The organism is Kitasatospora sp. NPDC023385 (assembly GCF_055664045.1).
In genome coordinates this window covers 122,030-146,716 of record NZ_JBVOOL010000015.1, presented here as the reverse complement: position 1 = coordinate 146,716, position 24,687 = coordinate 122,030, and the positions used below count along the sequence as shown (strand labels likewise).

At 73.3% G+C, this 24,687-nt stretch carries 22 protein-coding genes and 3 pseudogenes; 10 read left to right on the top strand and 15 right to left on the bottom strand.

All coding sequences use genetic code 11. The annotated features are described in order from the left end of the window. Window positions 1-76: 76 nt before the first annotated feature. Window positions 77-178, top strand: a pseudogene (locus tag AC0B61_RS23695) (MerR family DNA-binding transcriptional regulator); the annotation flags it as partial. An 11-nt stretch (window positions 179-189) separates the two neighbouring features. On the opposite strand, the gene AC0B61_RS23690 reads toward AC0B61_RS23695, so the two are convergent. Both AC0B61_RS23690 and AC0B61_RS23685 read right to left on the bottom strand, forming a co-directional pair. Further along, on the bottom strand, window positions 190-594 hold the full coding sequence (locus AC0B61_RS23690; RefSeq protein WP_471742725.1) for a carboxymuconolactone decarboxylase family protein: 405 nt from the start codon (window positions 592-594) through the stop codon (window positions 190-192). After that, complete coding sequence (locus AC0B61_RS23685; RefSeq protein ID WP_471742724.1) at window positions 594-1,256, bottom strand: class II aldolase/adducin family protein; 663 nt, start codon at window positions 1,254-1,256, stop codon at window positions 594-596. The genes AC0B61_RS23690 and AC0B61_RS23685 overlap by 1 nt, the downstream gene beginning before the upstream one ends. Before the next feature lie 136 nt (window positions 1,257-1,392). Between AC0B61_RS23685 and AC0B61_RS23680 the strand changes: the two genes are divergently transcribed. Continuing rightward, entirely contained in the window at window positions 1,393-1,821 is a 429-nt protein-coding gene (locus tag AC0B61_RS23680; RefSeq protein WP_471742723.1) for a MerR family transcriptional regulator, read from the top strand. Continuing rightward, a pseudogene (locus tag AC0B61_RS23675) lies at window positions 1,778-2,188 on the top strand (hypothetical protein); the annotation flags it as partial. The gene AC0B61_RS23680 and the pseudogene AC0B61_RS23675, both read left to right, overlap by 44 nt. Window positions 2,189-2,431: 243 nt before the next feature. Here AC0B61_RS23675 and AC0B61_RS23670 read toward each other — a convergent pair. After that, window positions 2,432-3,559 carry a serine hydrolase domain-containing protein gene (locus AC0B61_RS23670; protein WP_471742722.1) on the bottom strand — a complete coding sequence of 376 codons (1,128 nt, stop codon included), beginning with the start codon at window positions 3,557-3,559 and terminating at the stop codon, window positions 2,432-2,434. Window positions 3,560-3,625: 66 nt separating this feature from the next. After that, window positions 3,626-4,288 carry a DUF4097 family beta strand repeat-containing protein gene (locus AC0B61_RS23665; RefSeq protein WP_471742779.1) on the bottom strand — a complete coding sequence of 221 codons (663 nt, stop codon included), beginning with the start codon at window positions 4,286-4,288 and terminating at the stop codon, window positions 3,626-3,628. A 268-nt stretch (window positions 4,289-4,556) separates the two neighbouring features. Between AC0B61_RS23665 and AC0B61_RS23660 the strand changes: the two genes are divergently transcribed. Then, window positions 4,557-5,303 carry a GbsR/MarR family transcriptional regulator gene (locus tag AC0B61_RS23660; protein WP_471742721.1) on the top strand — a complete coding sequence of 249 codons (747 nt, stop codon included), beginning with the start codon at window positions 4,557-4,559 and terminating at the stop codon, window positions 5,301-5,303. Here AC0B61_RS23660 and AC0B61_RS23655 read toward each other — a convergent pair. Both AC0B61_RS23655 and AC0B61_RS23650 read right to left on the bottom strand, forming a co-directional pair. Next, window positions 5,304-5,574 (bottom strand): annotated as a pseudogene (locus AC0B61_RS23655) (hypothetical protein); the annotation flags it as partial. Window positions 5,575-5,684: 110 nt separating this feature from the next. Next, a complete protein-coding gene (locus AC0B61_RS23650) occupies window positions 5,685-6,953 on the bottom strand; it encodes an eCIS core domain-containing protein (RefSeq protein WP_471742720.1) in 1,269 nt (422 codons plus the stop codon). Between the two features lie 239 nt (window positions 6,954-7,192). Between AC0B61_RS23650 and AC0B61_RS23645 the strand changes: the two genes are divergently transcribed. Then, entirely contained in the window at window positions 7,193-7,846 is a 654-nt protein-coding gene (locus tag AC0B61_RS23645; protein ID WP_471742719.1) for a GOLPH3/VPS74 family protein, read from the top strand. 192 nt (window positions 7,847-8,038) lie between these two features. Then, a complete protein-coding gene (locus AC0B61_RS23640; RefSeq protein WP_471742718.1) occupies window positions 8,039-8,842 on the top strand; it encodes a maleylpyruvate isomerase family mycothiol-dependent enzyme in 804 nt (267 codons plus the stop codon). 43 nt (window positions 8,843-8,885) lie between these two features. Here AC0B61_RS23640 and AC0B61_RS23635 read toward each other — a convergent pair whose 3' ends face one another. From AC0B61_RS23635 to AC0B61_RS23615, 5 genes are all read right to left on the bottom strand, one after another. Then, window positions 8,886-9,113, bottom strand: coding sequence for a hypothetical protein (locus AC0B61_RS23635; RefSeq protein ID WP_471742717.1), 228 nt, complete (start codon window positions 9,111-9,113; stop codon window positions 8,886-8,888). A gap of 102 nt (window positions 9,114-9,215) precedes the next feature. Further along, window positions 9,216-9,800, bottom strand: a complete 585-nt coding sequence (gene pth / locus AC0B61_RS23630; protein WP_471742716.1) for an aminoacyl-tRNA hydrolase — start codon at window positions 9,798-9,800, stop codon at window positions 9,216-9,218. A 130-nt stretch (window positions 9,801-9,930) separates the two neighbouring features. Continuing rightward, on the bottom strand, window positions 9,931-10,563 hold the full coding sequence (locus tag AC0B61_RS23625; protein WP_471742778.1) for a DUF305 domain-containing protein: 633 nt from the start codon (window positions 10,561-10,563) through the stop codon (window positions 9,931-9,933). Window positions 10,564-10,658: 95 nt separating this feature from the next. Further along, window positions 10,659-11,324, bottom strand: coding sequence for a DUF3105 domain-containing protein (locus AC0B61_RS23620; protein WP_471742715.1), 666 nt, complete (start codon window positions 11,322-11,324; stop codon window positions 10,659-10,661). Between the two features lie 103 nt (window positions 11,325-11,427). Then, on the bottom strand, window positions 11,428-12,018 hold the full coding sequence (locus AC0B61_RS23615; protein ID WP_471742714.1) for a hypothetical protein: 591 nt from the start codon (window positions 12,016-12,018) through the stop codon (window positions 11,428-11,430). A gap of 377 nt (window positions 12,019-12,395) precedes the next feature. Here AC0B61_RS23615 and AC0B61_RS23610 point away from each other — a divergent pair, with 377 nt between their 5' ends. Beyond that, entirely contained in the window at window positions 12,396-14,135 is a 1,740-nt protein-coding gene (locus AC0B61_RS23610) for a protein phosphatase 2C domain-containing protein (RefSeq protein WP_471742713.1), read from the top strand. 370 nt (window positions 14,136-14,505) lie between these two features. Here the strand turns inward: AC0B61_RS23610 and AC0B61_RS23605 are convergent, their stop codons facing one another. From AC0B61_RS23605 to AC0B61_RS23590, 4 genes are all read right to left on the bottom strand, one after another. Further along, window positions 14,506-15,111: a TetR/AcrR family transcriptional regulator gene (locus AC0B61_RS23605; RefSeq protein ID WP_471742712.1), complete on the bottom strand. Its 606-nt coding sequence runs from the start codon at window positions 15,109-15,111 to the stop codon at window positions 14,506-14,508. Window positions 15,112-15,238: 127 nt separating this feature from the next. Then, window positions 15,239-16,285, bottom strand: a complete 1,047-nt coding sequence (locus AC0B61_RS23600; protein ID WP_471742711.1) for an agmatine deiminase family protein — start codon at window positions 16,283-16,285, stop codon at window positions 15,239-15,241. 69 nt (window positions 16,286-16,354) lie between these two features. Further along, entirely contained in the window at window positions 16,355-18,076 is a 1,722-nt protein-coding gene (locus AC0B61_RS23595; RefSeq protein WP_471742710.1) for an urease subunit alpha, read from the bottom strand. Window positions 18,077-18,173: 97 nt separating this feature from the next. After that, on the bottom strand, window positions 18,174-18,884 hold the full coding sequence (locus AC0B61_RS23590) for an urease subunit gamma (RefSeq protein ID WP_471742709.1): 711 nt from the start codon (window positions 18,882-18,884) through the stop codon (window positions 18,174-18,176). Between the two features lie 573 nt (window positions 18,885-19,457). Between AC0B61_RS23590 and AC0B61_RS23585 the strand changes: the two genes are divergently transcribed. The 3 genes from AC0B61_RS23585 (at window position 19,458) to AC0B61_RS23575 (ending at window position 24,624) form a co-directional block, all read left to right on the top strand. Then, complete coding sequence (locus tag AC0B61_RS23585; RefSeq protein WP_471742708.1) at window positions 19,458-20,045, top strand: ATP-binding protein; 588 nt, start codon at window positions 19,458-19,460, stop codon at window positions 20,043-20,045. Window positions 20,046-20,388: 343 nt separating this feature from the next. Beyond that, window positions 20,389-22,827 (top strand): SpoIIE family protein phosphatase, encoded by a 2,439-nt coding sequence (locus AC0B61_RS23580; protein WP_471742707.1) that lies wholly within the window; start codon window positions 20,389-20,391, stop codon window positions 22,825-22,827. A gap of 162 nt (window positions 22,828-22,989) precedes the next feature. After that, window positions 22,990-24,624, top strand: a complete 1,635-nt coding sequence (locus tag AC0B61_RS23575; RefSeq protein ID WP_471742706.1) for an esterase/lipase family protein — start codon at window positions 22,990-22,992, stop codon at window positions 24,622-24,624. Window positions 24,625-24,687 lie beyond the last annotated feature (63 nt).

Sequence of the window (24,687 nt, the reverse complement as noted above, 5' to 3'; positions counted from 1 at the left end):
ACAGGACGTCTCCGGCAGGGGCCCAGTCGGGAATAGCCTTGAGCCTCCAGTGACTGGAGACAGCAGGGTGGGGGACATGGACGTTACGACCCTCTACTCGATCGGGGAGCTCTCCCGGCGGACCGGCTTGTCCGTGAGGAGCATCCGGTTCTACTCCGATTCGGGGGTGGTAGCGCCGTTGTGTGAAAATCAGCCTGCTGCGGGGCCTCGGGGCGGCAGGAGCTCGGCGATGATGTCGATGCCGAGCGCGTAGGCCGGGACGCCCGCGGTGATCAGTGCGGTCTCGGCGACACCGATGAGGTCTGCGGGGCCGGCGCCCGCGTGGAGGGCGCCGCGGGCGTGGATCCGGGCGGGGTCCGCGCGGCCGAGGGCCAACAGCTGTCCGAAGTGGACCAGTTGCTGTACCCGCGCGCCCAGCGGACTGTCGGTCAGGACGATGTGCCGCAGGCTCGCGATCGCCTCCTCGGTGGGGAGTCGGCCGAAGTCCTGGGCCAGCCGCAGCCGTTCCTCCACGCCGTGCGGAACGGCTCCGAGCGTGGTGCGGTAGCGGTCCCGGATTGCCTCGGTGCGCTGGGGGAGGGTGTCGTCCGTCATCAGGAGACCCGCGCGATCGCGGCTCGCACGTCCGCCAGGGCGCCGTCGGGGAAGTCCACGGCCCCGCCGATCGCCGCTGCGGCGATCTCGGCCTCGGCGCTCTCCTCGATCGCCACCACCAGGTGGGCGGTGGCTGCCGAGTCCGGGCCGAAGACCAGCAGGCCGTGGTTGGCCAGCAGGACCGCGGCCGTCGTCGGACGCTCTGCCAGGGCGGCGGCGATGCCGCGCACCGACACGTCCGACCCGCGCGGGCCCCAGGGGATCACCGGGACCTCCTCGGCCTGCCCGAAGCGCAGCATCGGCTCGGTCCGGCACGGCAGCGGCCGGTGGGCCACCGCGAAGGCCGTCGCGGCGGGCGAGTGGGTGTGGATGACCGCGCCCACCTCAGGGCGGGCGCGGTAGACGGTGCTGTGCATGGCGATGATCTCGGCGCTGACGGACTGCAGCGCGCCCGCGAGGACCTGTCCGTCGAGACCGACGGTCGCCAGCTGTTCGGGCCGTAGCCCGCGGATGAATCCCGGGGTCAGCAGGAAGCGCCCGCCGTCGAGCCGGGCACTCAGGTTGGCGTGCCCGGAGTGGGACATCACCCCGGCTGTGAAGAGGTTCTCGGCGGCTTCGACGAGCTGGTGGGCCCGCTCGTTCTCCACGCGTGTGTCGGTCATTTCGGTGACTCCGAACTCGATTGCCAGCGGCTGCTCGTTCGCCGCTGTCCGGCTGCGGACCACTCTTCAACTTGAACTAAGGTTTAAGTCAAGCGAACGAGAAGAGCGGGCGAGAAGAGGGGCGTGCGGCGTGCGTATGACGATCGGCCGACTCGCCGAGATCACCGGGGTGCCTGCCTCGGCCATCCGGTTCTGGGAGCGCCATGGCCTGCTGCCGGCGCCCGAACGTCAGGGCGGCCAGCGGCGCTATCCGCCGGAGACCGCCGAGCGGATCGTGCTGTTGCGCAAGTGCCAGCAGGCCGGGCTGTCGCTGGCCGAGATCGGCGAGCTCCAGCAGGAACGGTCGCGCAGGCAGGCGATGATCCGCGCCAAGGTCACCGAGATCGAGCAGCGCATGGTCGACCTCGAACACGCCCACCAGATGCTGACCCACGCCCTTCAGTGCAGCCGGGAGGACATCGTCGACTGCCCGAAGTTCCGCGAGCAGATGGCGACTTGGCGGCCACCGGGAGCGGCGGAGGATGAGGCCGACGGCCGCCGACCGCCAGCCCCTGGGAGTGGCTAGGCCCAAGTGGGACAAGGACTCAACGGCCGCAGCCGGTCTAGTAAAAATTAGACCTCCTCGGGCTGGGAATGCTTTCGGCGCTCCACGACGCATGCGATCTCATCGCAGAGCGCTACGGCCGGAAGCTGGACCTGGCGGCGCCGTCCGCTGGAACCGGGTGGTCGACGCGTCCGACACCGTCACCGAGGACATGGGCGGTCGGTCGGCGGCGGTCGGCGACGGCGTGGTGTGCGTGGCCGCCTCGACCGGGCTGCGCGTCCTCGACGCGGCGTCGGGGGAGGAGCGCTGGCAGGTGCCGGTGGCCGAGTGGGCCGACCTTCCCCCGGAGCAGGGCCCGGTGGTCGGCGGCGGCAGCGTGTTCGCCATTCACGGAGACGCGCTGCACGCCTACGACGCGGCCACCGGCGAACCGCGCTGGAGCCGGCCGTGGGACACCTCGGGCTTCCGTCTACCGCAGCAGCCGCACCGGCGTCCACGCCCTCGGCGCGCTGACCTGACAGCCGGAGCGAAGGCCCCGGACCCGGCGCGGGCGGACGGCGGAGGACGGCCGTGGCGCGAAACCCGGCCACACCGAGGGCGGCGTGGCCGGGTTCGCGCTGCCCGGCTCCCGCTACCGAGCCGACTCGCCCGCCGTGCGGGCCGGCGCGCTCTGCCCGCTGCCGAACACCTCTTTGACGAGCTGCTGCTGCGCCTTCTGGAACGCCTGGGCCGTGGCGGCGAAGTCGAGTTCGGCGTCCCCGGTGGTCAGCGAGGCGGTCAGGGTGGTGCTGCCGTCCGGGCTGCTGTACATCAGCGCCGCCCAGCCGAAGAAGCCGCCGTTGTGGTGGAAGACGGTGCGGCCGTCGGTCTCCTCCGCGAACAGCCCCAGGCCGTAACCCAGTTTGGGGTGCACGGTGCGCATCTCGGCCAGCAGGGAGTCCGGCAGGATCCTGCCGCCCATCAGCGCGGAGAAGAACGTGTGGAGGTCCTGGGTGGTGGAGATCATGTCGCCGGCGGCGGAGATCCAGGAGACGTCGAAGCGGGTGACGTCGACGACCTTCCACTGGCCGGCGTCCTCGTACCGGTAGTAGCCGTGGGCGTGGGGCTCGGGAATCTCCGGTGAGGCGTCCGGCACCACGGTGCCCGTCAGCCCCAGCGGCCGCAGGACCAGCCGGTCCATCTCCTCGGCGAACGGACGGCCGGTGACGTTCTCGACCAGGAGCCGGGCCAGGACGTAGTTGGTGTTGGAGTAGCTCCAGTCCGTTCCCGGCTCGAACCGCGCCGGCTTGGACAGCGCCAGCCGCACCAGTTCCTGCGGCTGGTAGGTGTGGAACTGGTTGTCCACGTACTCCTGGCCCTGCCAGGGGATCCCCGGCGCGACCGTCCCGTCGTCGTAGTACTCGCCGGTGAAGTTGAACAGCCCGCTGGTGTGCTGCAGCAGCATCCGCACGGTGATCCGCCGGTCCAGCCCGTACTCGGGCAGGTAGTCGTCCGCCGGACTGTCGAGCCCGATCCTGCCCTCGGCCACCAGCAGCAGGACCGCGGTCGCGGTGAAGGTCTTGGTGGTGCTGCCGATCCGGAACCGCCCGTCGGTCGGCGGCTTGGCGCTCCCGCCCAGCTCGCGCACCCCGGCGCTGCCGACCCACTCGCCCCGCTCGTCGTTCACGCGCAGCTGCACGCCGGCGAAACCGGACTCGACGATCTCCTCGATGGCCTTCTGCAGCTCCGGGCGGTCCTGGCCGGTGGAGGTGAGAGACATGGCTGTACTCCTTGCGGTTGCTGGTGCTGGTGCGGTGCGCGGGTGTTGTCGGCGGGCGCCGGTCAGTCAGAGGCTGCGGGCGGTGATGTCCCCGTAGGAGGTGGTGGCGCGGATGTCGAGGTCGGTGGTGCCGTCGTTCTGGAGGGCGTTGCTGATCCGGCCGTGGCCGGTGTCGGCGTCCAGGGCGGCCGACACGCCGGCGGCGGCGCCGACCGCGATGTCGCCGGACCGGGTGCGGAGCACGACCGTGCCGCCCATGGCCTCGGCGATCCGGATGTCGCCCCGTGCGGTGCTGATCTCCGCGGACCCGCCGAGCCGGCCGACCTCGACGTCGCCGTCGACCGCGGTGAGGCGGACGCTGGCGGCCTCGTCCAGCTTGATCCGGCGGTACGCGCCGTCGAAGGCGACGTCGCCCAGGCGGCCGACGCCGCGCAGTTCGGTGCCGGCCGCGCGGGCCTCGACCCGGGAGCCGGCGGGCAGCTTGACCGTCACCTCGACGGCTCCGGAAGGGCCGAGGTACTGGTTCTTCGCCGGGTTGTCGATCCGCAGGACCCCGTCGGCGTATTCGACCGTCGTCTGCTCCGCCGCCTTCACGTCGCGGCCCTTCGAGGCGTTCGCGGGCAGGACCTCGACCGCGGTGTCGGACCGGTCCGCGGCGATGAACTGGACGCGTCCGGCGGGGATGTCCAGGACGGCGGAGATGGGGGCGGGGGTGGCGAACTTCTGCATCATCGTGCTCTGCCTCTGCGCTTGCTGCCCGGCGTTTCCGGACGGTGGAAACACTACGTTGCTTTCCAGTTCATGGCAACGACATCTTTGCTTGCGGAGCGCATTCCAGCAGGTAGATGTGGCGATATCATTGCAACGCCCTCGCGATTAACGCAACGACGAAGCGACCGCTCGTTGCAATGCGCTGGCGATGAACGCTAGGGTGGAGGCGTCAGGGACACCGAGCGGCACCACGGGACACCCGTGGCGCGAGAAGAAGGGAGCCGTGATGCCGGGAGGCAGGCTCACGCAGCAGGAGCGCCAGCAGATCGCGCTGGGATTGTCCGACAACCTCGCCTACGCGGAGATCGCCAGACGCCTTGACCGCCCGACCTCCACGATCACGCGCGAGGTGATGCGCAACGGCGGCCCCACCGGCTACCGCGCCGACCTGGCCCACCGCGCCACCCAGCAGCGCACCCGCCGCCGCACACCCGCCGCTCCCCAGGACCCGAACACGCCCCCGCAGGCCCACGGGCGCGACGCCGAGGCCCTGCGCGACTACCAGGAGACCCTCACCACCGTCTTCATGACCTCCGGCCTGCCCAAGATGATGGCCCGGGTACTGGGCTGCCTCTACACCACCGACACCGGCAGCCACACCGCCGCCGAACTCGCCCAGCGCCTCCAGGTCAGCCCGGCGTCCGTCTCCAAGGCGATCACCTACCTCGAAGGCCTGGACCTCGTCCGCCGGGAACGCGACGAACGCCGGCGCGAGCGCTACGTCGTCGACGACGACCTCTGGTACCAGTCGATGATCCGCAGCGCCCGGGCCAACGACCAGTTCATCGAGACCGCCCGCCAGGGCGTCGGCATCCTCGGCCGCGGCACCCCGGCCGCCACCCGCCTCGAAAACGCCGCCCGCTTCCTCGACTTCGTCAGCGAAGGACTCCTGCGCGCCGCGGAACAGGGGCGCGAAGTCCTCTACGCCGGATCCGGGACGACCCCGGACGACACCGCCCCGCCGCGCGGATGATCAGGCCGTCGCCGGTGCGGAGGCCGTGACCGCCTCGGCGAGGGCGGCCGGGGCCTCCAGCGGGATCAGGGGGCCCGGGCCCGTGTGCGGGATCATCAGGAAGTCGGCTCCGGGCAGGTGGGGCACCAGGTTGCCGACGAGCACGCCGACGGGCACGCCGACGGGCTCGGCCCGGTCCTGCGGCGGGTTTCGCCGGAACGTAGCCGGAGAGGGCGATCCCGCGAAGGGCGGCGGGCCGGGTCGCCGCGACGAACTGCGCGACCTTGCCCCCACCTCCGCCGCGGCCCCCGCCGCGCCCGTCGAGGCCCGCGGCGGTCGCGGGTGCCGGTGGGGATGGAGGGTGTCAGCGGGCGCTGGCGGGCTGACACCCGGCGGGTCCGCTCAGCCGGAGCCGCTTTCCGACCCGCTGCCCCACTCGCTCTCCGACCCGCTCTCCGACCCGCTCTGCGAACTGCTCTCCGAGCCCAGCGACGCCGAGCCCGCGTCGTCCGCGAAGTACTCGTAGTTGTAGGCGCAGTTGACGGCCTCGGCAGGCGAGGCGGCGGCGAGCGCCTGGGCGGCCTCGCGGCCGAACCCGCTGTCGTCGTGGGTGTCGCGGGCGGCGTGCGTCGCCTCGTGCACCAGGGTCAGGGCCTGCTGACGGCCGTTGCTGTTCCAGAACTTGTCGGCGAGGCTGATCGGACCGCCGTGGACGGTGTACGCGTGCACACCCGCCTCGTTGCCGACCATCATGTTCGGCTGGTGGTCGTCGATCAGGACCGAGTCGAGGATCGCGGTCGCGCCCTCGTAGACGCTCTCGATGTGCGTGAAGACCCCCTCGTCCTCGTGCTGCCCGAAGTGCCGGACGAAGAGCGGTTCGTCCAGCGGGTGGCGCCGCTCCCTCAACTCGTCGAGCAGGCCGATGGCTTCCTCGATGATGACCTGCGCGGCGTCGACGGCGCGCTCCACCACCTCCGCCCGGCCCTCGCCGCCGACCCGCACGGCGGCCCGCTGGACGGCGGCCCGCTGCAGGGCGCCGTGCCCGGGCACGTCCCGCTCCGACTCCGCCAGCGACGGCTCGGTCGTCCGCTGCACCGGCGCGGCCAGGGCCCGGGTGGCGTTGGCCTCGGCCTCGCGTTCGAAGCGGTCGGCGGGGTCGCTGATCCTCAGACCGGAGCCGTCGTCCGTTCCGGCGACCGGCCCCGAGCGCTGCTGGATCACATGGGTCAGCTCGTGGGCGAGCGTGTGGCGGTCCGCGCCGCCCTCACCGATGACCACGTCGTTGCCCGATGTGTAGGCGCGGGCCCCGATCTCGGCCGCCGAGGCCTTCGCAGCGGGGCCGGTGTGCAGGCGGACGTCGGAGAAGTCCGCCCCCAGGCGGCTCTCCATGTCGGTCCGCGTCCGGTCGTCCAACGGGCGCCCGGGCCCGCGCAGCACCTCGTGCACGGCGGACCGCTGCACCGCGGCCGCCGGCTGCCCGGCCAGGGGCCCGTCCTCGGCCAGCATCCTGCCCACCGCGGCGTTGCCGACGCTTCGCTGCAGACCGCTCAGGTCGGTGGCGGTCAGCGGCCGCGCCCGCGGGGGGCCCTGGCCGACCGCGCCGACGTCCGGCCCCGCGGTGCGCCGCGGGCCTTCGGAGGGCTTCCGTTCCGGCCTCCGGTGTGCGTGCATGACCGTCCTCCGTCCGTACGCGAAAACAACGCTGCCTTCCTACCCGACGCGCTGCTCCCCGGTACAGGGCCGCGGGGCAGGCCCGGGGGCACCGGCGATGCCCCGGCCGACACCGACACCGACACCGACACCGACACCGACACCACCCCCGAGGAGGACCGCGTGTGCTCCTGCAGGTGGAGGACGGGCCGTCCTGCGGGCCGATGGCGGACGGGCGGGCGCGCCGTATCGTCGGTGCCATGAGCCGAGGACTGCATCTGGACGCCTACCTGCTGGCCTTCGACACCCGGGCCCAGTCCCTGCAGGACCGCACCCGGGCCGGTTTCCTGGTGCGCGCCGCCGCGCTGGCCGAACTCGCGCACCGGGGCGTCGTCGACGAGGACGGGGCGGGCCGGGTGCGGATCGTCTCCTCCGCCGCCACCGGGGACCCGGTCCTGGACGCGCTGCTCGCGGAGCTGGGCGACCGGCCGCGCTCCTGGAAGGCGTGGATCAGGCGCAGCCGCGACGACACCCTGGAGGCCGTCGAGGAGCGGCTCGCCGTGCTGGGCGTGGTGACCATGGCCGACCGCGACCCCTACGGCCCGGTCGTGCCGCAGCGGACGGTGGCGGTGGACGATCCGCGTGAGGCCCTGGACCTCCAGGTGCGGGTGGCCGAGCTGGTGCGCGGCAGCGCCCCGGTCGCCGCGGCGCCGTTCACCGACGCCGTCCTCGCGGCGCTGGCCGCCCACGGGCACCTGCGGCTGGTGCTCTCCGGGCACGACCGCCGGGCCCACGCCGGGCGGATCGCCGCGCTCACCGACCGGCTCGCCGGCCACAGCCCGGGCCTGGCCCGGGCGGTGAGCGGGCTGGACCTGACCATGGTCGCCGCCCAGGGCGGGATGGGCGGGGGCTGACCGGCCCCAGGCCGGCAGCCCGGTGCGGACGCCCGAACGGCGGCCATACCTGCCCGAGCCCGGTGCGGAGAAGATCTTCTTGAGGCGACCGATGAGTTCCACGCCCGGGCGCGGTCTTATCGGGTGCACCGTGAAGACAGGCTTCGCAGCAACCGGTGACCGCCCGGGCGGCACCTACCGAAGGACGATGACATGACCGAGCTGAACGCGGAACGTGCCCGGCGGGCGATCGTCGAACACACCCGGCGCCTGGCGGAATCAGCCGCCGCGGCCGGACCTGACGCCGTCGTCCCGACGAACCCGGGGTGGACCATCACCGACCTGGTCGAGCACGTGGGCCAGAGCCAGCACTGGGTCGCGGAGATCATCGAGCGGCGCATCACCGACCCCGCACAGCTGCCGACGGAGGTGGCCGCGGCCCCCGCCGACGCCCGCGAGTGGCAGGCGTGGCTGTCGGAGTCCGCGCAGCGGGTCGCGAGCGCGTGCTCCGACGACGCGCTGACCGCGCCGGTGTTCAACGCCGCGGGGGACGAGCGGCCGGGGACGCGGTTCTGGATGTCCAGCGCCCTCAACGAGGCGGTCGTCCACGGCTTCGACGCGGCCAACGCGGCGCACCGGCCGGCCGACGTCGACCCTGACATCGCGGCCGCGCTCGTCAGCAACCACTTCGCGATGCTCACCTCCCCCACGTGGGAGATGCAGCGCTCCGAGTCCGCCCACGCCATCCGGGGCACCGGGCAGACCCTGCAGTGGCTGGCCACCGACACCGCCGACGCGACGGGCGCCTGGTTCGTCGAACGCCGGCCCGACGGGGCGACGTGGCAGCCCGGCACCCGGCAGGCCGATGTGACGGTCACCGGCCCGGCGCGATCACTGCTGCTGACCTTGACCCGACGACTCCCGCTCACCGGCCGCGACGCCGCCGGCATCAGCGTCGACGGCGACCTCGACCTCGCCCGGCACTGGCTCGACCACACCGCCCACGTCCGCGGCTGACCGGCCGCCCCCCACCGGCAGCGGAACCGACAGCCGACAGCCTTCAGCCGTCGAAGTCGGACCAGAGGATCCCGACGCCCGTGCCGTGCCCGTCCCGGCCGACCAGGATGCTGTTCGCCGTGAAGTCCCAGGTAAGGAAGACCAGGGCGTTCGCGCCGCGGGCGGGCTCGACGACGACGTCCAGTACCGGGGTCCGGGAGCCGCCCTCCTGCTGCGCCCGGAACTCGTCCACGGCATGGGCCTGGGGGGTGTCGGCCTGCGCGAAGCCCACGCCACGACCGAGGGCCCCGCCGATCTTCTTCCACGGCCCTTTGGTCGAAGCATTGCCACAGGTCGGCGGCTCGCGATCGCTGGCAAGTCAGTGGCATTGAACCTAGGTGGTGCGGGCGCTCAGGGCGTTCTGGGCCCGGTTCAGGCCGTGCTGTACCAGCGCCTCCAGGGCGTCCGCGCACAGGTCCAACTCGACTGGCATTGCGGCCAGTTCGTCATCGGAGAACGTCTTCAGCACGAAGTCGCCGACGCTCTGCCCCTTCGGTGGCCGCCCGATGCCGAACCGCAGCCGGATGAAGTCGCGGGTGCCGAGTACCTCGCCCACCGAGCGCACCCCGTTGTGGCCGCCGGGTCCGCCGCCGCGCTTGAGGCGGGCGGAGCCGAACGCGAAGTCCAGGTCGTCCTGCGCGACCACCAGCCGTTCGACCGGCACGCCGTACCGGCGTAGCAGCGCGGCCACCGGGCGGCCGGACAGGTTGATGGACCACAGCGGCTTGGCCAGGAGCACCCGGCGGCCGTCGACCTCGATCTCCGCGACCCGCGCGGCGATCCCGCGACGCCGGAAACGGGCGCCGTGCCGCTCGGCCAGCCGGTCCACGGCGAGGAAGCCCGCGTTGTGGCGGGTCAGCCGGAACCACGGGCCGGGGTTGCCCAGTCCGGCGATCAGCCAGGGGGCCTCGGGGGTCATACGGGAGCCTCCGCGGGAGTGGGAACGGCGGAACGGCGGGACGCCGGGGGCGGCGGGGACGGGACGGGACCGTCGGCCGCACCCCGGCGGCCGGGAGTGCTCGGGGGTGCTCGGGGCGGCTCGGGTCGGCTCAGGAGGCGGGGACGCCCGGGGCGGCGCCGCGCTCCTTGAGCATGTCGGCCATCAGTTCCAGCTCCGAGGTCTGGGCGATCACCATCGACTGCGCGAGCCGCTTCTCGGAGTCGTTCCGGGCCAGGTCCACGTACCCCTGGGCCATCTCGACGCCGCCCTTGTGGTGCTCGGTCATCAGCTGCAGGTAGTACACCTCGGCGTCCCGCCCGCTGAGCGAACGCAGCTTCGCCATCTGGGCGTTGGTGGCCATGCCCGGCATCAGCGAACCGTCGTGGGCCTCGTAGTCGTGGCCCATCTTCATCCACGCCATCGGCTTGGCGCCCGAGTGCTGCGGCAGCCCCCACTGGTCCAGCCAGCCCATCATCATCCCGCGCTGGTTGGCCTGGGTGTTGATGATGTCGAAGGCCAGGGTGCGGGTCGGCTCGTCGCTCGTGCGGTCCCGGACGGCGAACGACAGGTCCACCGCCTGCTGGTGGTGGGTCGCCATGTCGCGGGCGAACCCGGCCTCGGGCGAGTCGTCCGCCGGGACGGACAGCGAGGACGACCCGGAGGCCGAGGTCCCGCCCGCCACCAGCGCCGGCACCCCGAGCGCCAGTGCCACGGCGGCGGCCAGTGCGGCCGGCCACCACATGCGGCGGCGCGGGGACTTGGCACCACCCTCGGCGGAGTCCGTCTCGGCGATGGCTTCGGCGGCGGCCTGCCCGGGGCGGCGGCCCGCGTCGGCGGTCACATCTGCCCCATGGTGCAGGAGGCGCCCGGCTCCTGGGTCTGCTTGCCCTGGACGTACTTGGTGAAGAACTGGTTCACCCGGGGGTCGCTGGCGCTGTCCACGACCAGCTGGGTGCTCCAGGCGTTCAGGGTGATGGTGCCCTGCTCGTCCGGGTACGGGCTCATCAGCGAGTAGGGGGTGGTCTTGACCTTGTCGGACAGGGCCTTGATGTCGTCCGGCGTGGCCTTGCCGTTGTACGTCACCCAGACCGCGCCGTGCTCCAGCGAGTGGACGGCGCGCTCGTTCTCGACCGGCTGGTCGTAGACGTGGCCCATGCAGTCCAGCCAGACCGCGTTGTGGTCGCCGCCGACCGGCGGGGTCATCGGGTAGGTGACCTTCTCCTTGACGTGGTTGCGGCTCAGGTCGCCGAAGGTCTTCACGCCCGGGATGTCCGCGTTGGCGGCGGCTTCCCGGTCCTTCTTCTTCTGGTTCTGGTCCATGACGATCCAGGTGCCGGTCGCGACCGCACCGATCACCAGCACGCCGGCCACCACCGAGGCGATGACCTTGTTGCGCCGGTCGCGGCGCTGCTCGGCGGCGCGCAGTTCGGCGATCCGGGCGCGGCGGTCGAGGCCGTCCTGCTTGCCACCGGACTTGTTGGACTGCTTGGAGGCGGAACCCATGATGGTGTCCTTGTCTCCGCCGCGCACCCGGTCGGTGGCGGCGGTCAGCTGGAATGCGAGGAAGGGCGGATCCGCCGGAGACAGCGCCGGCGGTGGGTTCCGTTCAGGACCGGTGGACCTGGAGCTCGTGCAGGTCGGGTGCCGGGTGCGAACCGTCCAGCAGACCCGCGGCCACCACCCGGGGCAGCGCCTCGGGCGCGGCCGGAGCGAGGGGTGCCACGGCGGGCTGCGGCTGCGGCGGCGGGTTCGGCAGCTGGGCGTCCTGCGGGCAGTACGGGTGGCTGGAGCAGCCGTTGTTGCGCGGGGGCTGGCCGTCGGCGGTGCAGAGGATCCAGTGACCCTGCTCCTCGGCGATCCGGCGGTGGTCGGAGGCCTTCGCGTCCTTCGCGTCCTTGGCGCCCTTGGCGTCGTTCGCGGCCATCGTGGCCGTCACGGCCGTTGTGGCCGTGCCGACCTCGGCGAGCTTCGCCGCCTTCGCGGACCTGGTGGCCGGCGCGGCGTGGCCGGTGTGGGCTGCCTGTCCGGGGGCGACCTGCACATCGATGACGACATTGACGACGCTGACGACGGTGACGGCGCTGACCGGAGCCGCGGCCGGTGCCGCAGGGGCCGACCCGTCCATGGCCTTCGCCTGGCCCGCGCAGGGCAGCATCGTCAACAGCGCAACGAGCAGCAGGACCAACAGTGCACCCACCGGGCGGCCCGCCGGTGCGGCCCTCCCCGGTCGGGGCAAGCTGGGGGCCGACGCGGTCATGCGCACATTTAATCAGCCGAACGAGTGAAGCGATGCCCCCCTTCGGCCCTCATTTTCGGGGGCCCAAACGCCCGGATGCCCCGGAAACACCCTGCTCCGGGCACATCAGGCAAGCACGGACGGAACGGAAGCGAACGATGCGGTGACGTCCCCGGGGCGCCGGCGGCGAACCGGCTGGTCGGCGCGGTGGCTGGGATGTTCCGGTGGGTGACCGGTTGTCGCCGAAACCCGGACAGGGTCGTTGCACCTGGAGAACAATGACGTCGAGCCCGGCCCGCCGGGGGCGGCGCGACCACGGACCCACCAGGAGCCGCCAGATGAGCACCCAGGGTGCACCCGCACAGCCGCACCGGCCTGACGACGGCTGGTGGGACGCCGTCTACGACGGCCCGGCGGGCACCCTTCCCGACACCCCGGACGCCGACCCGGGGGACGGCAGCGTCGACGACTGGTTCGAGACGGCGGCCGGGCTCATCGGGCCGCAGCGCTCGGGGGAGACCTCGGGGGAGACCTCGGGGGAGACCTCGGGGGAGACGGAGACCGCTGGGGTGGAGGTGGAGCGGGCCGGGGCCATCGAGCCGGAGCCGCCCGCCCCGGAGCCTGATCGGGATATCCGGGACACCGAGGACACCCAGGAAGCCCGGGACACCCGGGACAGCCGGGAGACCCGGGACACCCGGGACACGCGCGACAGCATCGACGACTGGTTCGACACCGCGGTCGGGGTGATCGGCGGCGCGGACGGGATCGGATGGCAGCGGACGTCCACGGAGACCCACCAGTTCCGGGCGCCCTCCTTCGCGGACGACGGGCCGGGGCCGGGGCCGGAGCCTTCGCCTGAGCCCGAGGCTGATCCGGTCTCGTTGGAGAAGCCCGCTACCGAGCCGGAGCCGGAGCCGGAGCCCGAGCCGGAGCCCGAGCCCGAGCCCGAGCCGGAGCCCGAGCCGGAGCCCGAAAGCACAGCCGTCGAAGAACCCGCCCAACCCGGCGTGCCCGAGGTCCGGGAGGCGGCCGACGCCCCCACCTCGGAGCCCGAACCCGACCACGCGCCGGCCCAGGAACCCGACCCGGAACCGGCGCCGCCCACCGCGACCGTCCCCGACCCGCGCCTGGCCGTCCGCGCGCCGCTCGCCGACGGCGGGGCCACAGTGCCGCACGTCGGCGAGCGTCCCCCGACGTACGGCCCCGAGCCGACGGCCGTACCCGAAGCGGACCCCGGTACTCTCCACGTGCTCGTCCCGGACACCGTGTTGGAGGGGGCGCAGTACGGGCTGTCCGTGTTGCGCGCCGCCTCCGTCCGCGGCGACTCCGCGCGCTACCGGGGCGAACCGCGCCGGGACTCCCTGCTGGTCACCCGGTTCGGCGACGGCCCTGACGGACTGCTGCTCGCCGTCCTCGGCGGCGTCGACCGCACGGGCGTCGCCGAGGAGGACGCGATCGCGCCGGAGGCCGTCGCCACCGGTACCGGCGAGGCGTGCCGCCAACTGGCCGCCGCGATCGGGCGCAGCCGGGCCGGACTGGCAGCCGACCTGCGCGACGGCGCCCGCGACCGGCTCCGCTACGGCCTCCAGCGGCTGGCCACCAGCGCCGCCGCCCCGCTGCGCGCACTGGCACCCCGGGGGGCGGGGGACGACAGCCCGTCCCCGGCCTCGCTGCACTGCCTGATGGTGTCGCTGGACCCGGCAGCCCGCTACCGCGCGGCGTTCGGTGTCGGGCCGGGCGGGCTGTACCTGCTGCGCTCCGGGCACTGGATCGACGCGTACGCCGCCCGCCTGCTGCACCACCCGGACGGCCAGCCCCCGGTGCCCGAGGCCCCGGTCCAGGAGCCGCGCCCGTTCCGCTTCCGGCTCGTCCCCGCGACCCCGGGCGACATCCTGCTCCTCTGCACCCCCGGCCTGGCCCGCCCGATCGCCGACGAACCCGCCGTCGCCCACTTCCTCTCCACCCACTGGACCCACCCGCACCCCCCGGGCACCATCGACTTCCTGCGCCAGGTCCAAGTCCGCGCGAAGGGCTACGCCGACGACCGCACAGCCGCCGCCGTCTGGACCGAGTGAGGCAGACGGGCCGACGGCGCCACAACGCCCCCGTGCGCCAGAAGTCGACCCCGCCGACTTCTGGCGCACAGGGACCATCGCTCAATCGCCGACCGCCAGCCGCCCAGGAAGTCGGCTCGGCCGACTTTTCGTGCACGTCCCTTCGCTCGGCCTCCACACAATCTGTAGACCGGTCTGCATATTTTGACCGGGGGCGAGGCGGGCGGGCTCGAGGTTGGACGTGCCGAAGGGCCGTGGGGCCCGCTCCTATCGGGACGCCTGCGGTACTGAGGGTGGGAGGAATCAGTAGACCGGTCTGCATATTTCCGCCCACCGGAAGCAATCCGCTCGGAGAGGGCCGCCCGGGCGGGGCCGCGGGCGGGCGGGCGACTCAGGTGGGGCTGCGGAGGAGGATTCTGGTGATGGTGGCGGCGTGGGCGAGGGCGGTTGGGGGGTGGGCGTCGGGGAGGCCGATGGCGAGGGGGACGGCGAGGCCGTCGAGGAGGGCGCGGATCTGGGTGGCGCGGTCGGCGGCCGGGCCCGGGGTGAAGTGGCCGGTGGCGGTGCCCTCCTCGATGAGGGCGACCAGGTCGGCCTGCCAGGGCGCTTCGATCTCCTGCTGCCCCTGGCGCAGTTCGGCGCTCGCAGGGGAGCGGCCCCACACCTCGACCCAGAGGATCCAGCGCGGGTCGCCCGCCCCTTCGGGCAGGTAGAGGCGCAGGTAGGCGTCGAGGCGGTGCCAGGGGTCGAGGGTGTGGTCGGCGAGGGCGTCACGGCGGCGGGCGCCGAGCTGGTCCTCGCTCCAGCGGAGGGTCTCCAGCAGCAGTTGGTCCTTGCTGCCGAAGTAGTAGAGCAGGTGCCCGGCGCTCATCTGGAGCTGTTTGCCGAGGCCGGCCATGGTGAGTTTGGCGAGTCCGTGTTCGGCGATCGCGGCCCGGGCGGTGGCGAAGACCTCCTCGCGGGGGCGCGCCGGTCGGCGCGGGCGGGGGTCGGCCATGTCGGGGGCTGCTCTTTCCGGGGCGGTAGGGCGGGTGGGGCGGTAAGGCGGGTGGGGCGGTGCGGCGGTCAGGAGTTGCCCGGGTGGGAGCGGGCGGGTTCCCACCCGGGCGCGGCGCGGCGGGATGTCAGAGTGCCTTGGGCTGCTGCTGGGTGATGCAGTGGATACCGCCCCCGTTGGCGAAGATCTCGCGGGCGTCGACGAGTTCGACGGTGCGGCCCGGGTAGGCGCGGCCGAGGATGGCGGCGGCTTCCTGGTCGCGCGGGTCGGCGAAGGCGCAGAGGATGACGGCGCCGTTGGCCACGTAGTGGTTGATGTAGGAGTAGTCGACCGGTTCGCCGTCCTCGTCCAGCAGGACGGTGGGGCCGGGCAGTTCGATGACGTCCAGCTGTCGGCCCTGGGCGTCCGTCGAGGCGCGCAGGAGGGCGACGAGCTCCTGGCAGACCTGGTGGTCCGGGTGCGAGGGGTCGGGCTGGACGTGGGCGACGACGACGCCCGGGCGGACGAAGGAGGCGACGATGTCGATGTGTCCGCGGGTGCCGAACTCGTCGTAGTCGCGGGTGAGTCCGCGCGGCAGCCAGATCGCCTTGGTGGTGCCGAGGAAGGCGTGCAGCTCGGCCTCGACCTCCTCCTTGGTCCAGTCGGCGTTGCGGCCTTCGCCGAGCTGGACGGTCTCGGTGACCAGCACCGTGCCCTCGCCGTCGACGTGGATGCCGCCGCCCTCGTTGATCAGCCGGGAGGCGAAGCGCTGGACGCCCGTCAGTTCGCCGATGTGCTCGGCGATGTGCTGGTCCTTGTCCCAGCGGGCCCAGGACTGCGCGCCCCAGCCGTTGAAGATCCAGTCGGCGGCGGCCAGCGAGCCCTTGCCGTCGATCAGGAAGGAGGGGCCGATGTCGCGCATCCACGCGTCGTTCAGCGGGCGTTCGACGATCTCGACCTGCTCGGAGACGTACTTGCGCGCCTGCGCCGTCTCGCCGGTGTTGACGATCAGCGTCACCGGCTCGTAGGTGACGATGGTGTCGGCGACGGCGGCCCAGGCCTCGCGGGCGGCGTGCAGCTGCTCGGGGCCGTCGAAGGTGGGGTTGGCCGTCGGGAAGGCCATCCAGGTGCGGTCGTGCGGGTGCCATTCGGCGGGCATCCGGTAGCCGAGGGAGGCGGGCGTGGGGGTGGTCATCGTGAAGTCCTATGGGGGGATCGGGGGAGATCAGGGGAGATCGGCGGCGATCAGGAGATCAGGAGGTCATCAGAGGAAGTAGAGGCGGCTGAGCGAGACGCTGTCGGCCGGCTCGGAGCGCAGCGGTGAGCCGTCCAGCGAGACCAGTCCGGTCTCGGTGACCTCGACGTGGCCGACGCGGGCGTTGCGCACCATGTCGCGCGGCCCGATGCCGCGGGTGCCCCGGACGCCGACGCGGCGGCGGCGGGTGGGCAGTCCGTCGGCGGGTCGGTCGAGGTAGGCGCCGTCGGCGGCGGCCTGGGCGACGAAGGCCACCGAGAGGTCGGCGGCGGTCGCGCCGTGGGCGCCGAACTGCGGCCCCAGGACGAGCGGTTCGCAGCGGTCGGTGGAGGCGTTGGGGTCGCCGACCACGCCGTACGCGGGGAATCCGGCCTTGAGGACGAGCTGCGGCTTGGCGCCGAAGTGGTCCGGGCGCCACAGCACGATGTCGGCGAGCTTGCCGACCTCGATCGAGCCGACCTCGTGGGAGAGGCCGTGCGCGATGGCGGGGTTGATGGTGAGCTTGGCGATGTAGCGCAGCACGCGCTCGTTGTCGTCGCCGCTCTCGGTCGTCCCGTACGAGCCGGTGCCGTCGAGCGGGCCGAGTTCGGACTTCATCTTGCCGGCCATGGCGAAGGTGCGGCGCACGGTTTCGCCGGCCCGGCCCATGCCCTGGGCGTCGGAGGAGGTGATGCCGATGACTCCGAGGTCGTGCAGCACGTCCTCGGCGCCCATGGTGCCGGCCCGGATGCGGTCGCGGGCCATGGCGGCGTCGCCGGGCAGGTCGACCTTGAGGTCGTGCGCGGAGACGATCATGCCGAAGTGCTCGCCGAGGGCGTCCCGGCCGAAGGGCAGGGTGGGGTTGGTGGAGGAGCCGATGACGTTCGGCACGCCCGCCATCTTGAGCACGTTGGGGACGTGGCCGCCGCCGCAGCCCTCGATGTGGAAGGCGTGGATGGTCCGGCCTTCCAGGACCTTCAGGGTGTCCTCGACGGACAGGCACTCGTTCAAGCCGTCGGTGTGGAGGGCGACTTGGACGTCGTACTCCTCGGCGACCCGCAGCGCGGTGTCCAGTGCCCGGGTGTGCGCGCCCATGTCCTCGTGCACCTTGAAGCCGGACGCGCCGCCCTCGGCCAGGGCCTCGACCAGCGGGGCCGCGTCGGAGGACGAACCGCGGCCCAGGAAGCCGATGTTGACGGGCCAGGCGTCGAAGGCGTTGAAGGCGTGGCGCAGCGCCCAGGGGGAGTTGACGCCGACGCCCCAGACCGGTCCGAACTCCTGGCCGATGATCGTGGTGACACCGGAGGCGAGCGAGGCCTCCATGATCCGCGGCGAGAGCAGGTGGACGTGGGTGTCGATGGAGCCCGCGGTGGCGATCAGGCCCTCGCCGGAGACGATCGTCGTGCCGGTGCCGACGACGACGTCCACGCCGTCGAGGGTGTCCGGGTTGCCGGCCCGCCCGATCGAGGCGATCCGGCCGTCGATCAGGCCGATGGACGTCTTGCGGATGCCCTGGATCGCGTCGATGACCAGGGCGTTGCTGATCACGACGTCGCAGGTGTCGCGGACGGCGGCGGCCTTGAGGTGCAGGCCGTCGCGGGCGGTCTTGCCGAAGCCGGCCAGGAACTCCTCACCGGGTGCCTGGGAGTCGGACTCGACGCGGACGATCAGGCCGCTGTCGCCGAGCCGGACGCGGTCTCCGGCGCGCGGGCCGTGGACGGAGATGTAGTCCTGGGGGGTGATCGCGGTCATGCTCCCGCCTCGCTTCGCCTGGCGGACCTCGCCGGAGTGGCGGCCCTGTTCGATTGCTCTTCGCCGGCCTTCGGCCGGGGGTGTCCCCGTCGCCCGCTCACGAGGGCACCTCGGTGTCGTCGAAGTCGGTCAGGTAGCCGGTCGCACGGGCCTTCGCCAGGGCGGACTCCTTCGCGCCGGGCGCGTCCAGGGGGCCGTCCACGAGCCCGGCGAAGCCGATCGCGACCCGTTCGCCGCCGATCGGCACCAGACCGACCTCGACGATGGCGCCCGGGTCGAAGCGGACCGAGGAGCCGGCCGGGATGGCGAGGTGGGTGCCGTAGGCGGCGGCGCGGTCGAAGGCGAGACGCGGGTTGGACTCGAAGAAGTGGAAGTGCGAGGTGACCGAGATCGGCACGGCGGAGGTGTTGTGGACGGGGAGCAGCAGCGTCTCCTCGACCGGGTCGTAGCCGGCGCCGTCGCCGGCCAGCGCGCCGCCGGGGGCTTCGTCGCCGAGTGAGCCGGCGCCCTTGAACGGGTCGTTGACGACGGCGAGGCGGGTGCCGTCCTCGAAGACGGCCTCGACCTGCACGTCGGTGACCACGTCCGGCACGCCGGGCAGGACGTCGGCGGCGGTCAGCACGGAGCGGCCGGCCTCGATGGCCTCGGCGAGGCGTCGGCCGTCGCGGGCGGCCTCGCAGACGGTGTCCGCGATCAGGGCGGTGGCCTCGGGGATGTTGAGGCGTACGCCCCGGGCTCGGCGGGCGCGGGCCAGTTCGGCTGCTGTGAAGATCAGCAGCCGGTCCCGCTCGGTGGGGGTCAGTCGCACGGTTCCTCGCTCGCGGTCGCCGGGGGAGGGGGCGGCTCGGGTCTCGGGGTCGGGTGGGGATGGGGGCTGGTGGCTTTCCCGGGTGATGTTAGAACGCCGTTCAAACATCTCGGGTCATTGAACCCGGACCGGGCCGCCCTGTCCAGCGTTGCCGGTCCGCGCGGGTTCGGCTCCCCGGGCGGGGGAGGGGGGTGAGGCGCGGGGGCGACGGGTGAGAAGCGGCAGCGAAGCCGGTGCGGGAGGGGCCCGGAATCCGGCGGGCCCGACCGGGGCGCTCGGTGGGAGCGGGCGCGGGGGCGCGCGGCCGGGCGCACGGCCCGTACGGGCGCCGGGTGTGCGCGGGATCGAGTGGCGGCGGCTTCGAAAACGTCCTCTGTGCTTCGCAAACCTGTCCGGCGCGGGCAGTTGGATCACGCGAACCTCCCCGTGCCCCTTTCACCCCACGTGATCGGACGCACACTGTTGCAAACGCCGTCAACTGGGCATGAGGATGGTGGTCAGATCGAGGGGGCCACCCGGCCGGCGGGGGATCCGGAGGCGGGGGCCCGGATTCCAGGGCGGGGGCACATGGTGATGGACGGTCAGCCGCGATTCCCGCGGCAGCGGACGAGTTCGGGCAACGCCTACCGGTCCGGTCCGGTCCAGGGCCCGGCCGGCGGCACCGGGAGCTCCGGCGCGACAGGGACGACCGGCGCGACCGGGACCGCGGGGACGGCTGGGGCCGCCGGGATGGCCGGCCGGGCCGTGCCGGGCGCGTCGGCCCCCGGCTGTGCACTGCACCGGCGGCTGCACCTGACGGTCGACCCGGCCGATCTGGTCGGGGTCGGCGCGGTCCGGCAGCGGCTGCGGTCGGCGCTCAGCCGCTGGGGCGTCCCGGAGCTGTCCGACACCGCCGAGCTGCTCTCCTCCGAGCTGGTCACCAACGCGCTGCTGCACACCACCAAGGGAGCCGTCTTCGACGCGGTGCTCGGCTCGGACCACCGGCTGCGGATCGAGGTGCAGGACGGCACGAGCAGGCTGCCCGGGCGCCGACGAGACCCGGAGGCCGAGTACGCGACCTCGGGGCGCGGCCTGCTGCTGGTGGAGGCGCTCGCGGACTCCTGGGGCGTGCAGTTGAGAGGCGACGGCAAGGTCACCTGGTTCGAGCTCGCCCTGCGCTGAGCCCGCCGCCCGGCCCGCGGCCAGCCCACCGCCCTCCCGCCGCGGCCCGGCCCCGAGCCGGGTTGCCACCACCGAAACATTGTTCGCACTCGATTGATTCGCCGTCGAAGGAAGCCCTGAACGGAAGGCGGGACGGAAGATTTCCGGCCCGGTGGCATTGCCGCTCGGCGGAACATTGGCCAGGATGGTGGGAATGTGTGTCCGCGTGCGGGAAACAGCGGGGAGACCGAACCTCGACTGGCCACCGTCCGTCGGCACCGTCCTATCCAGCACGACCCATCACACCGCCACGCGGCCCGTCCGGACGGTCGGCGCGGTCCGCCACGGCAGCGGCAGGAGCAGCATGCCCACTGAGCCCGAGTCGCCGGGGCCGGCGCTTCCTGCCGGCGCGTCCACCGTCGAGCCGCGCGTCACGGCGCCGCGCGTGGCCGAGCAGGTCCACCAGGCCGAGCAGGCCGAGCAGGCCGGGCGGAGCCGGGAGGCCGGGCAGCCGACCGCCGCCCTGGAGCCGCGGCGCCCGGCCGGTCCCGCCGCCGGTCCTGTCGCCGGCCCTGCCGCAGGAGCCCCCGCAGGCGCCCCCGGTTCCGGGACGAGCCGGGCCCGGCCGCCCGCCCAGTCCTCCCGGCGGACCTCCTCGCTGCGCCCGTCGCCGAGTCTCGCCGCCGCCCGGGTGGCGCCCGTGCTCTCCGGCGGACTGCCGTCCGCCTCGGCCGACACCATGCCGGACTGGCTGGAGCCGGCGATGGCCGCCAACGGCATCGGCTCCTTCGACTGGGACATCCGCCGCGACGTCCTGGAGGGCGACCAGCGGGCCTGCGCGATCATCGGCCTGGACGCCGTGGAACTGGGCCGCTTCGACCGCACCGCCGACTCCTTCCTCGCCCTGCTGCACCCCGAGGACGCCCCGGTGGTGCGCCGCCGGGTCGAGCGCGCGGTGTCCGAGCTCGGCCAGTGCGGCGCCTACTACCGCACGGTCGGGCCGGACGGCACCATGCGCGCGGTGCGCTTCCGCGGCCGGGTGCTCGCCGATGCCTTCGGCCGCGCCTCCCGGATGGTGGGCTTCGTCTGGGACGCCACCGTCGAGCTGCACAAGCGCGACCGCGCCGACCGGCTGGCCCTGCTGCGCGAGGACCGCTCCCGGTTCATCAAGGAGGCTGCGCGCGCCCTCTCCGAAGCCGTCACCGTCCGTGACGTGGCCCGGGTGTTCACCGAACTGCCGCTGCCCGGCCTGCCGCCGGACGGCCTCGTGCTGGCCTCCTTCGAGGCCGGCCGGGCGCAGATCCTCGGTGCCTTCGGCTACCACCCGGAGGCACTGGCGGTCTGGGACCGCACCTGGCTGCCCGCCGGCCACCCCGCCTCCGAGGCGCTGCGGCACCGCACGCCGGTGTTCGTCTCGACCCGCGAGGAGTTCCGCGACGGCTACCCCGACGTGTGGGAGCCGACCAGCCGCACCGGCCGCGGTTCCTGGGCGTACCTGCCGCTGGTGGCCAGCGGCCGGGCGATCGGCGTCTGCGTGGTCAGCTTCGACGACGAGCGCGAACTGGACGCGGACGAGCGCACCCTGCTGTCCACCCTGGGCGGCCTGGTCGCCCAGTCGCTGGCCCGGGCCCGGCTGCACGACGCCGAACACGAACTGGCGGCCGGCCTGCAGCGGGTGATGCTGCCGCGCACCGTCCCGTCCGTGCCGGGCGTGAGCACCGCCGTGCGCTACCTCGCGGCGGGCTCCGGTCTGCAGATCGGCGGCGACTGGTACGACGTGGTGCCGCTTCCCGGCGGGCACGTCGGCCTGGTGATCGGCGACGTCCAGGGGCACGACGTGCACGCCGCGGGGATCATGGGCCAGCTGCGGATCGCCCTGCGCGCCTACGCGGCCGAGGGCCACCCGCCGGCCGCCGTGATGGCCCGCGCCTCCCGCTTCCTCGCCGACCTGGACACCGACCACTTCGCGACCTGCACCTACGCCGAGGTCAACGTGGACTACGGCGTGGTCTACGCCGTCCGGGCCGGCCACCTCGACCCGATGGTGCGCCGCGCCGACGGCACCGCCGCCGTGGTGCCGGTGGCCGGCGGGCTGCCGCTGGGCATCGACCCGGACCAGGAGTACCGGGTCACCCGCTTCAGCCTGGACCCGGGCGAGACCGTGCTGCTCTGTACCGACGGCCTGGTCGAGGCGCGCGGCATGGACCTGGACGAGGGCATCTCCCGGCTCGCCCGGGTGCTCGCCGGCCCGCTGCCGCCCGCCGCGGAGGCCGCCCACGACCCGCTGGAGGAACTGGCCGACCGGATCGCCTCCCAGGCCGCCGACTCCAGTGGGCGCGAGGACGACATAGCGCTGCTGCTCCTGCGCTGGGACGGCCCGGCGGGCGGCCTCGCCGCCCAGCAGCTGCGCCGCCGGATCGGCCAGGCCGACCTCGCGCGGGTCGCCGAGGTCCGGGCCGAACTCCGCGACGCGCTGCGCCGCTGGGGCGTCGCCGAGTTCATCGACACCGCCGAACTGCTCTCCTCCGAACTGGTCACCAACGCCATCCGGCACACGGACCGTGACGCCATGTTCACCGCGCGCCTCTACCGGGAGGCGGAGGCGGACGGCGGGCGGGCCCGGCTGCGGGTCGAGGTGGAGGACGAGTCGGACCTGTGGCCGACCCGTCGGACACCGGGCGAACAGGCCTCCTCCGGGCGCGGCCTGATGCTGGTCGAGGCGCTGGCGGACGCCTGGGGCGTGGAACCGCGGGGATCCGGCAAGCGGATGTGGTTCGAGCTCAGCGGCACGGCCGCGGCCTAGCCGAGGCCCGAAGGGGCGGCCCTGGACGGAACGCGCTCGCGTCTGCGAACCTGAAGACAGGTCACGCGCCCCGGCGCGTCCCGGCAGCCGACGACGGTGTGTGGCTCGGGCCCGCCGGCCCGAGGCGGGCGATCACGGACCAGTGCCGACGAGGATCACGCCATGGTGTCGGTCTTCCACCACCACGGGGACGGCGCAACCGCCGAGTCCCCCACGCTCCCCCTGCCGCCCCCGCACGGGCCGTCGACCGCGCCCCGCTACGCCGCCGACGGTGTCGCCCGCCTCCCGCTGATCTACGTCCGCGGTTTCGCCGGCGGCACCGCCGGCATCGACAAGCAGGTCGACGACCCCTTCTACGGGTTCAACGACGGTTCGACCCACATCCGGGTCGGCGGCGACGGCAACGCCCAGTACTACCAGTTCGAGAGCCCGCTGCTCCGGCTCTTCGCCGAGGAGGGCTACCACCCGCTGGTGGCCGGGGATCCCAAGGCCTACCTGCGGTCCTGCGAGCCGGCGTCGGTGGATCCGGCGACCGTCTGGATCCACCGCTTCTACGACGCCTCCGCCGACACCTTCTCCAAACGGGCCGCCGACTTCGACACCGAAGCGGCGGCCAGGGACCTGTACGAACTCGTCCGGCTCGTCCGCGAGAAGACGGGCTCGGACAAGGTCGACCTGATCGCCCACTCGATGGGCGGCCTGGTCTGCCGCAGCATGCTCCAGAAGTGGTCGTACGACAGCTTCGGGGACTTCCGGCCCACCATCCCCGGAAAGGACCTGGTCGACCGGCTGTTCACCTACGGCACGCCGCACGGCGGGATCACCTTCGCCGTCGGCGGTGGCCTGCTCGACGAGTTCATGGAGGACCTCGGTCCGGTGGGCTCCGACATCTTCTCGCCCGAGAAGATGTACGGCTACCTGGTCCCGGGCGTCGCGTACGGCACCGAAGCCCCGGAGGGCTGGCAGCCCGACCGGATCCCGCCCGAGGTCTTCGATCCCGACCGGATCTTCTGCGTCATCGGGACCGATCCGGGCGACTACGGCGCGGCCCGGAAGGTGGTCGGCCCGCAGAGTGACGGCCTGGTGGCGATCCGGAACGCCTGCGTCGAAGGCGCGCACCGCGCGTACGTTCACCGCTCGCACTCCGGCCGCTACGGTCTGGTCAACTCGGAGGAGGGGTACCAGAATCTGCGCCGCTTCCTGTTCGGCCGCAAGCGGGTGGCGATCGACCTCGCGGGCCTGGAGCCGAGCCCGGCCGACGTCGACGGCCGCAGGTCCTTCTGGCAGGCCGAACTCGAGCTGTCGGTCCGCGGACTGCCCGTCGTGCTGCACCAGCAACTCGCGGCGCACTACTGCCCCGTCACGCTGGAACCCGGCCCCGACGGCGCCCCCGTCCCGCTCACCACCGTCTTCCTCCTCGATCCGCTGACCATGCCCGCCGACGGCACGAACGCGCCGGTCTCACCGCCGTCCCGGTACGCGCTGCACCTGAGGGTGTCCCGGCTGACCGAGGAGCACGGACTGCTGTTCTGGCGCGACCACCTCGCCCAGACGGCGGACTGGGACGACACGCTGATCGTCGACGTGGGGCACGAGAGCGACGACCCCAAGGGAGAGCTGCGGATCTGGGCCGTCTGGAACTCCCAACTCCCGGTCGCGATCGCCGACCGGGATCCCGCCGCCAGCAGCCCGCTCGACCCGGACCTGGACGCGGTCACCGTGCCGCTCCCACCGAGCGCGGGCCGACTCCTCGGGCCGGACGCGGCGCTCGTCCTCAGGCCCGCCATCCGGGACTGAGCCGGGGGCTGGGCCTGGCACCGGGCCCCCGACTGGGACTGCGACCGGGCCAGGGAAAGGCTC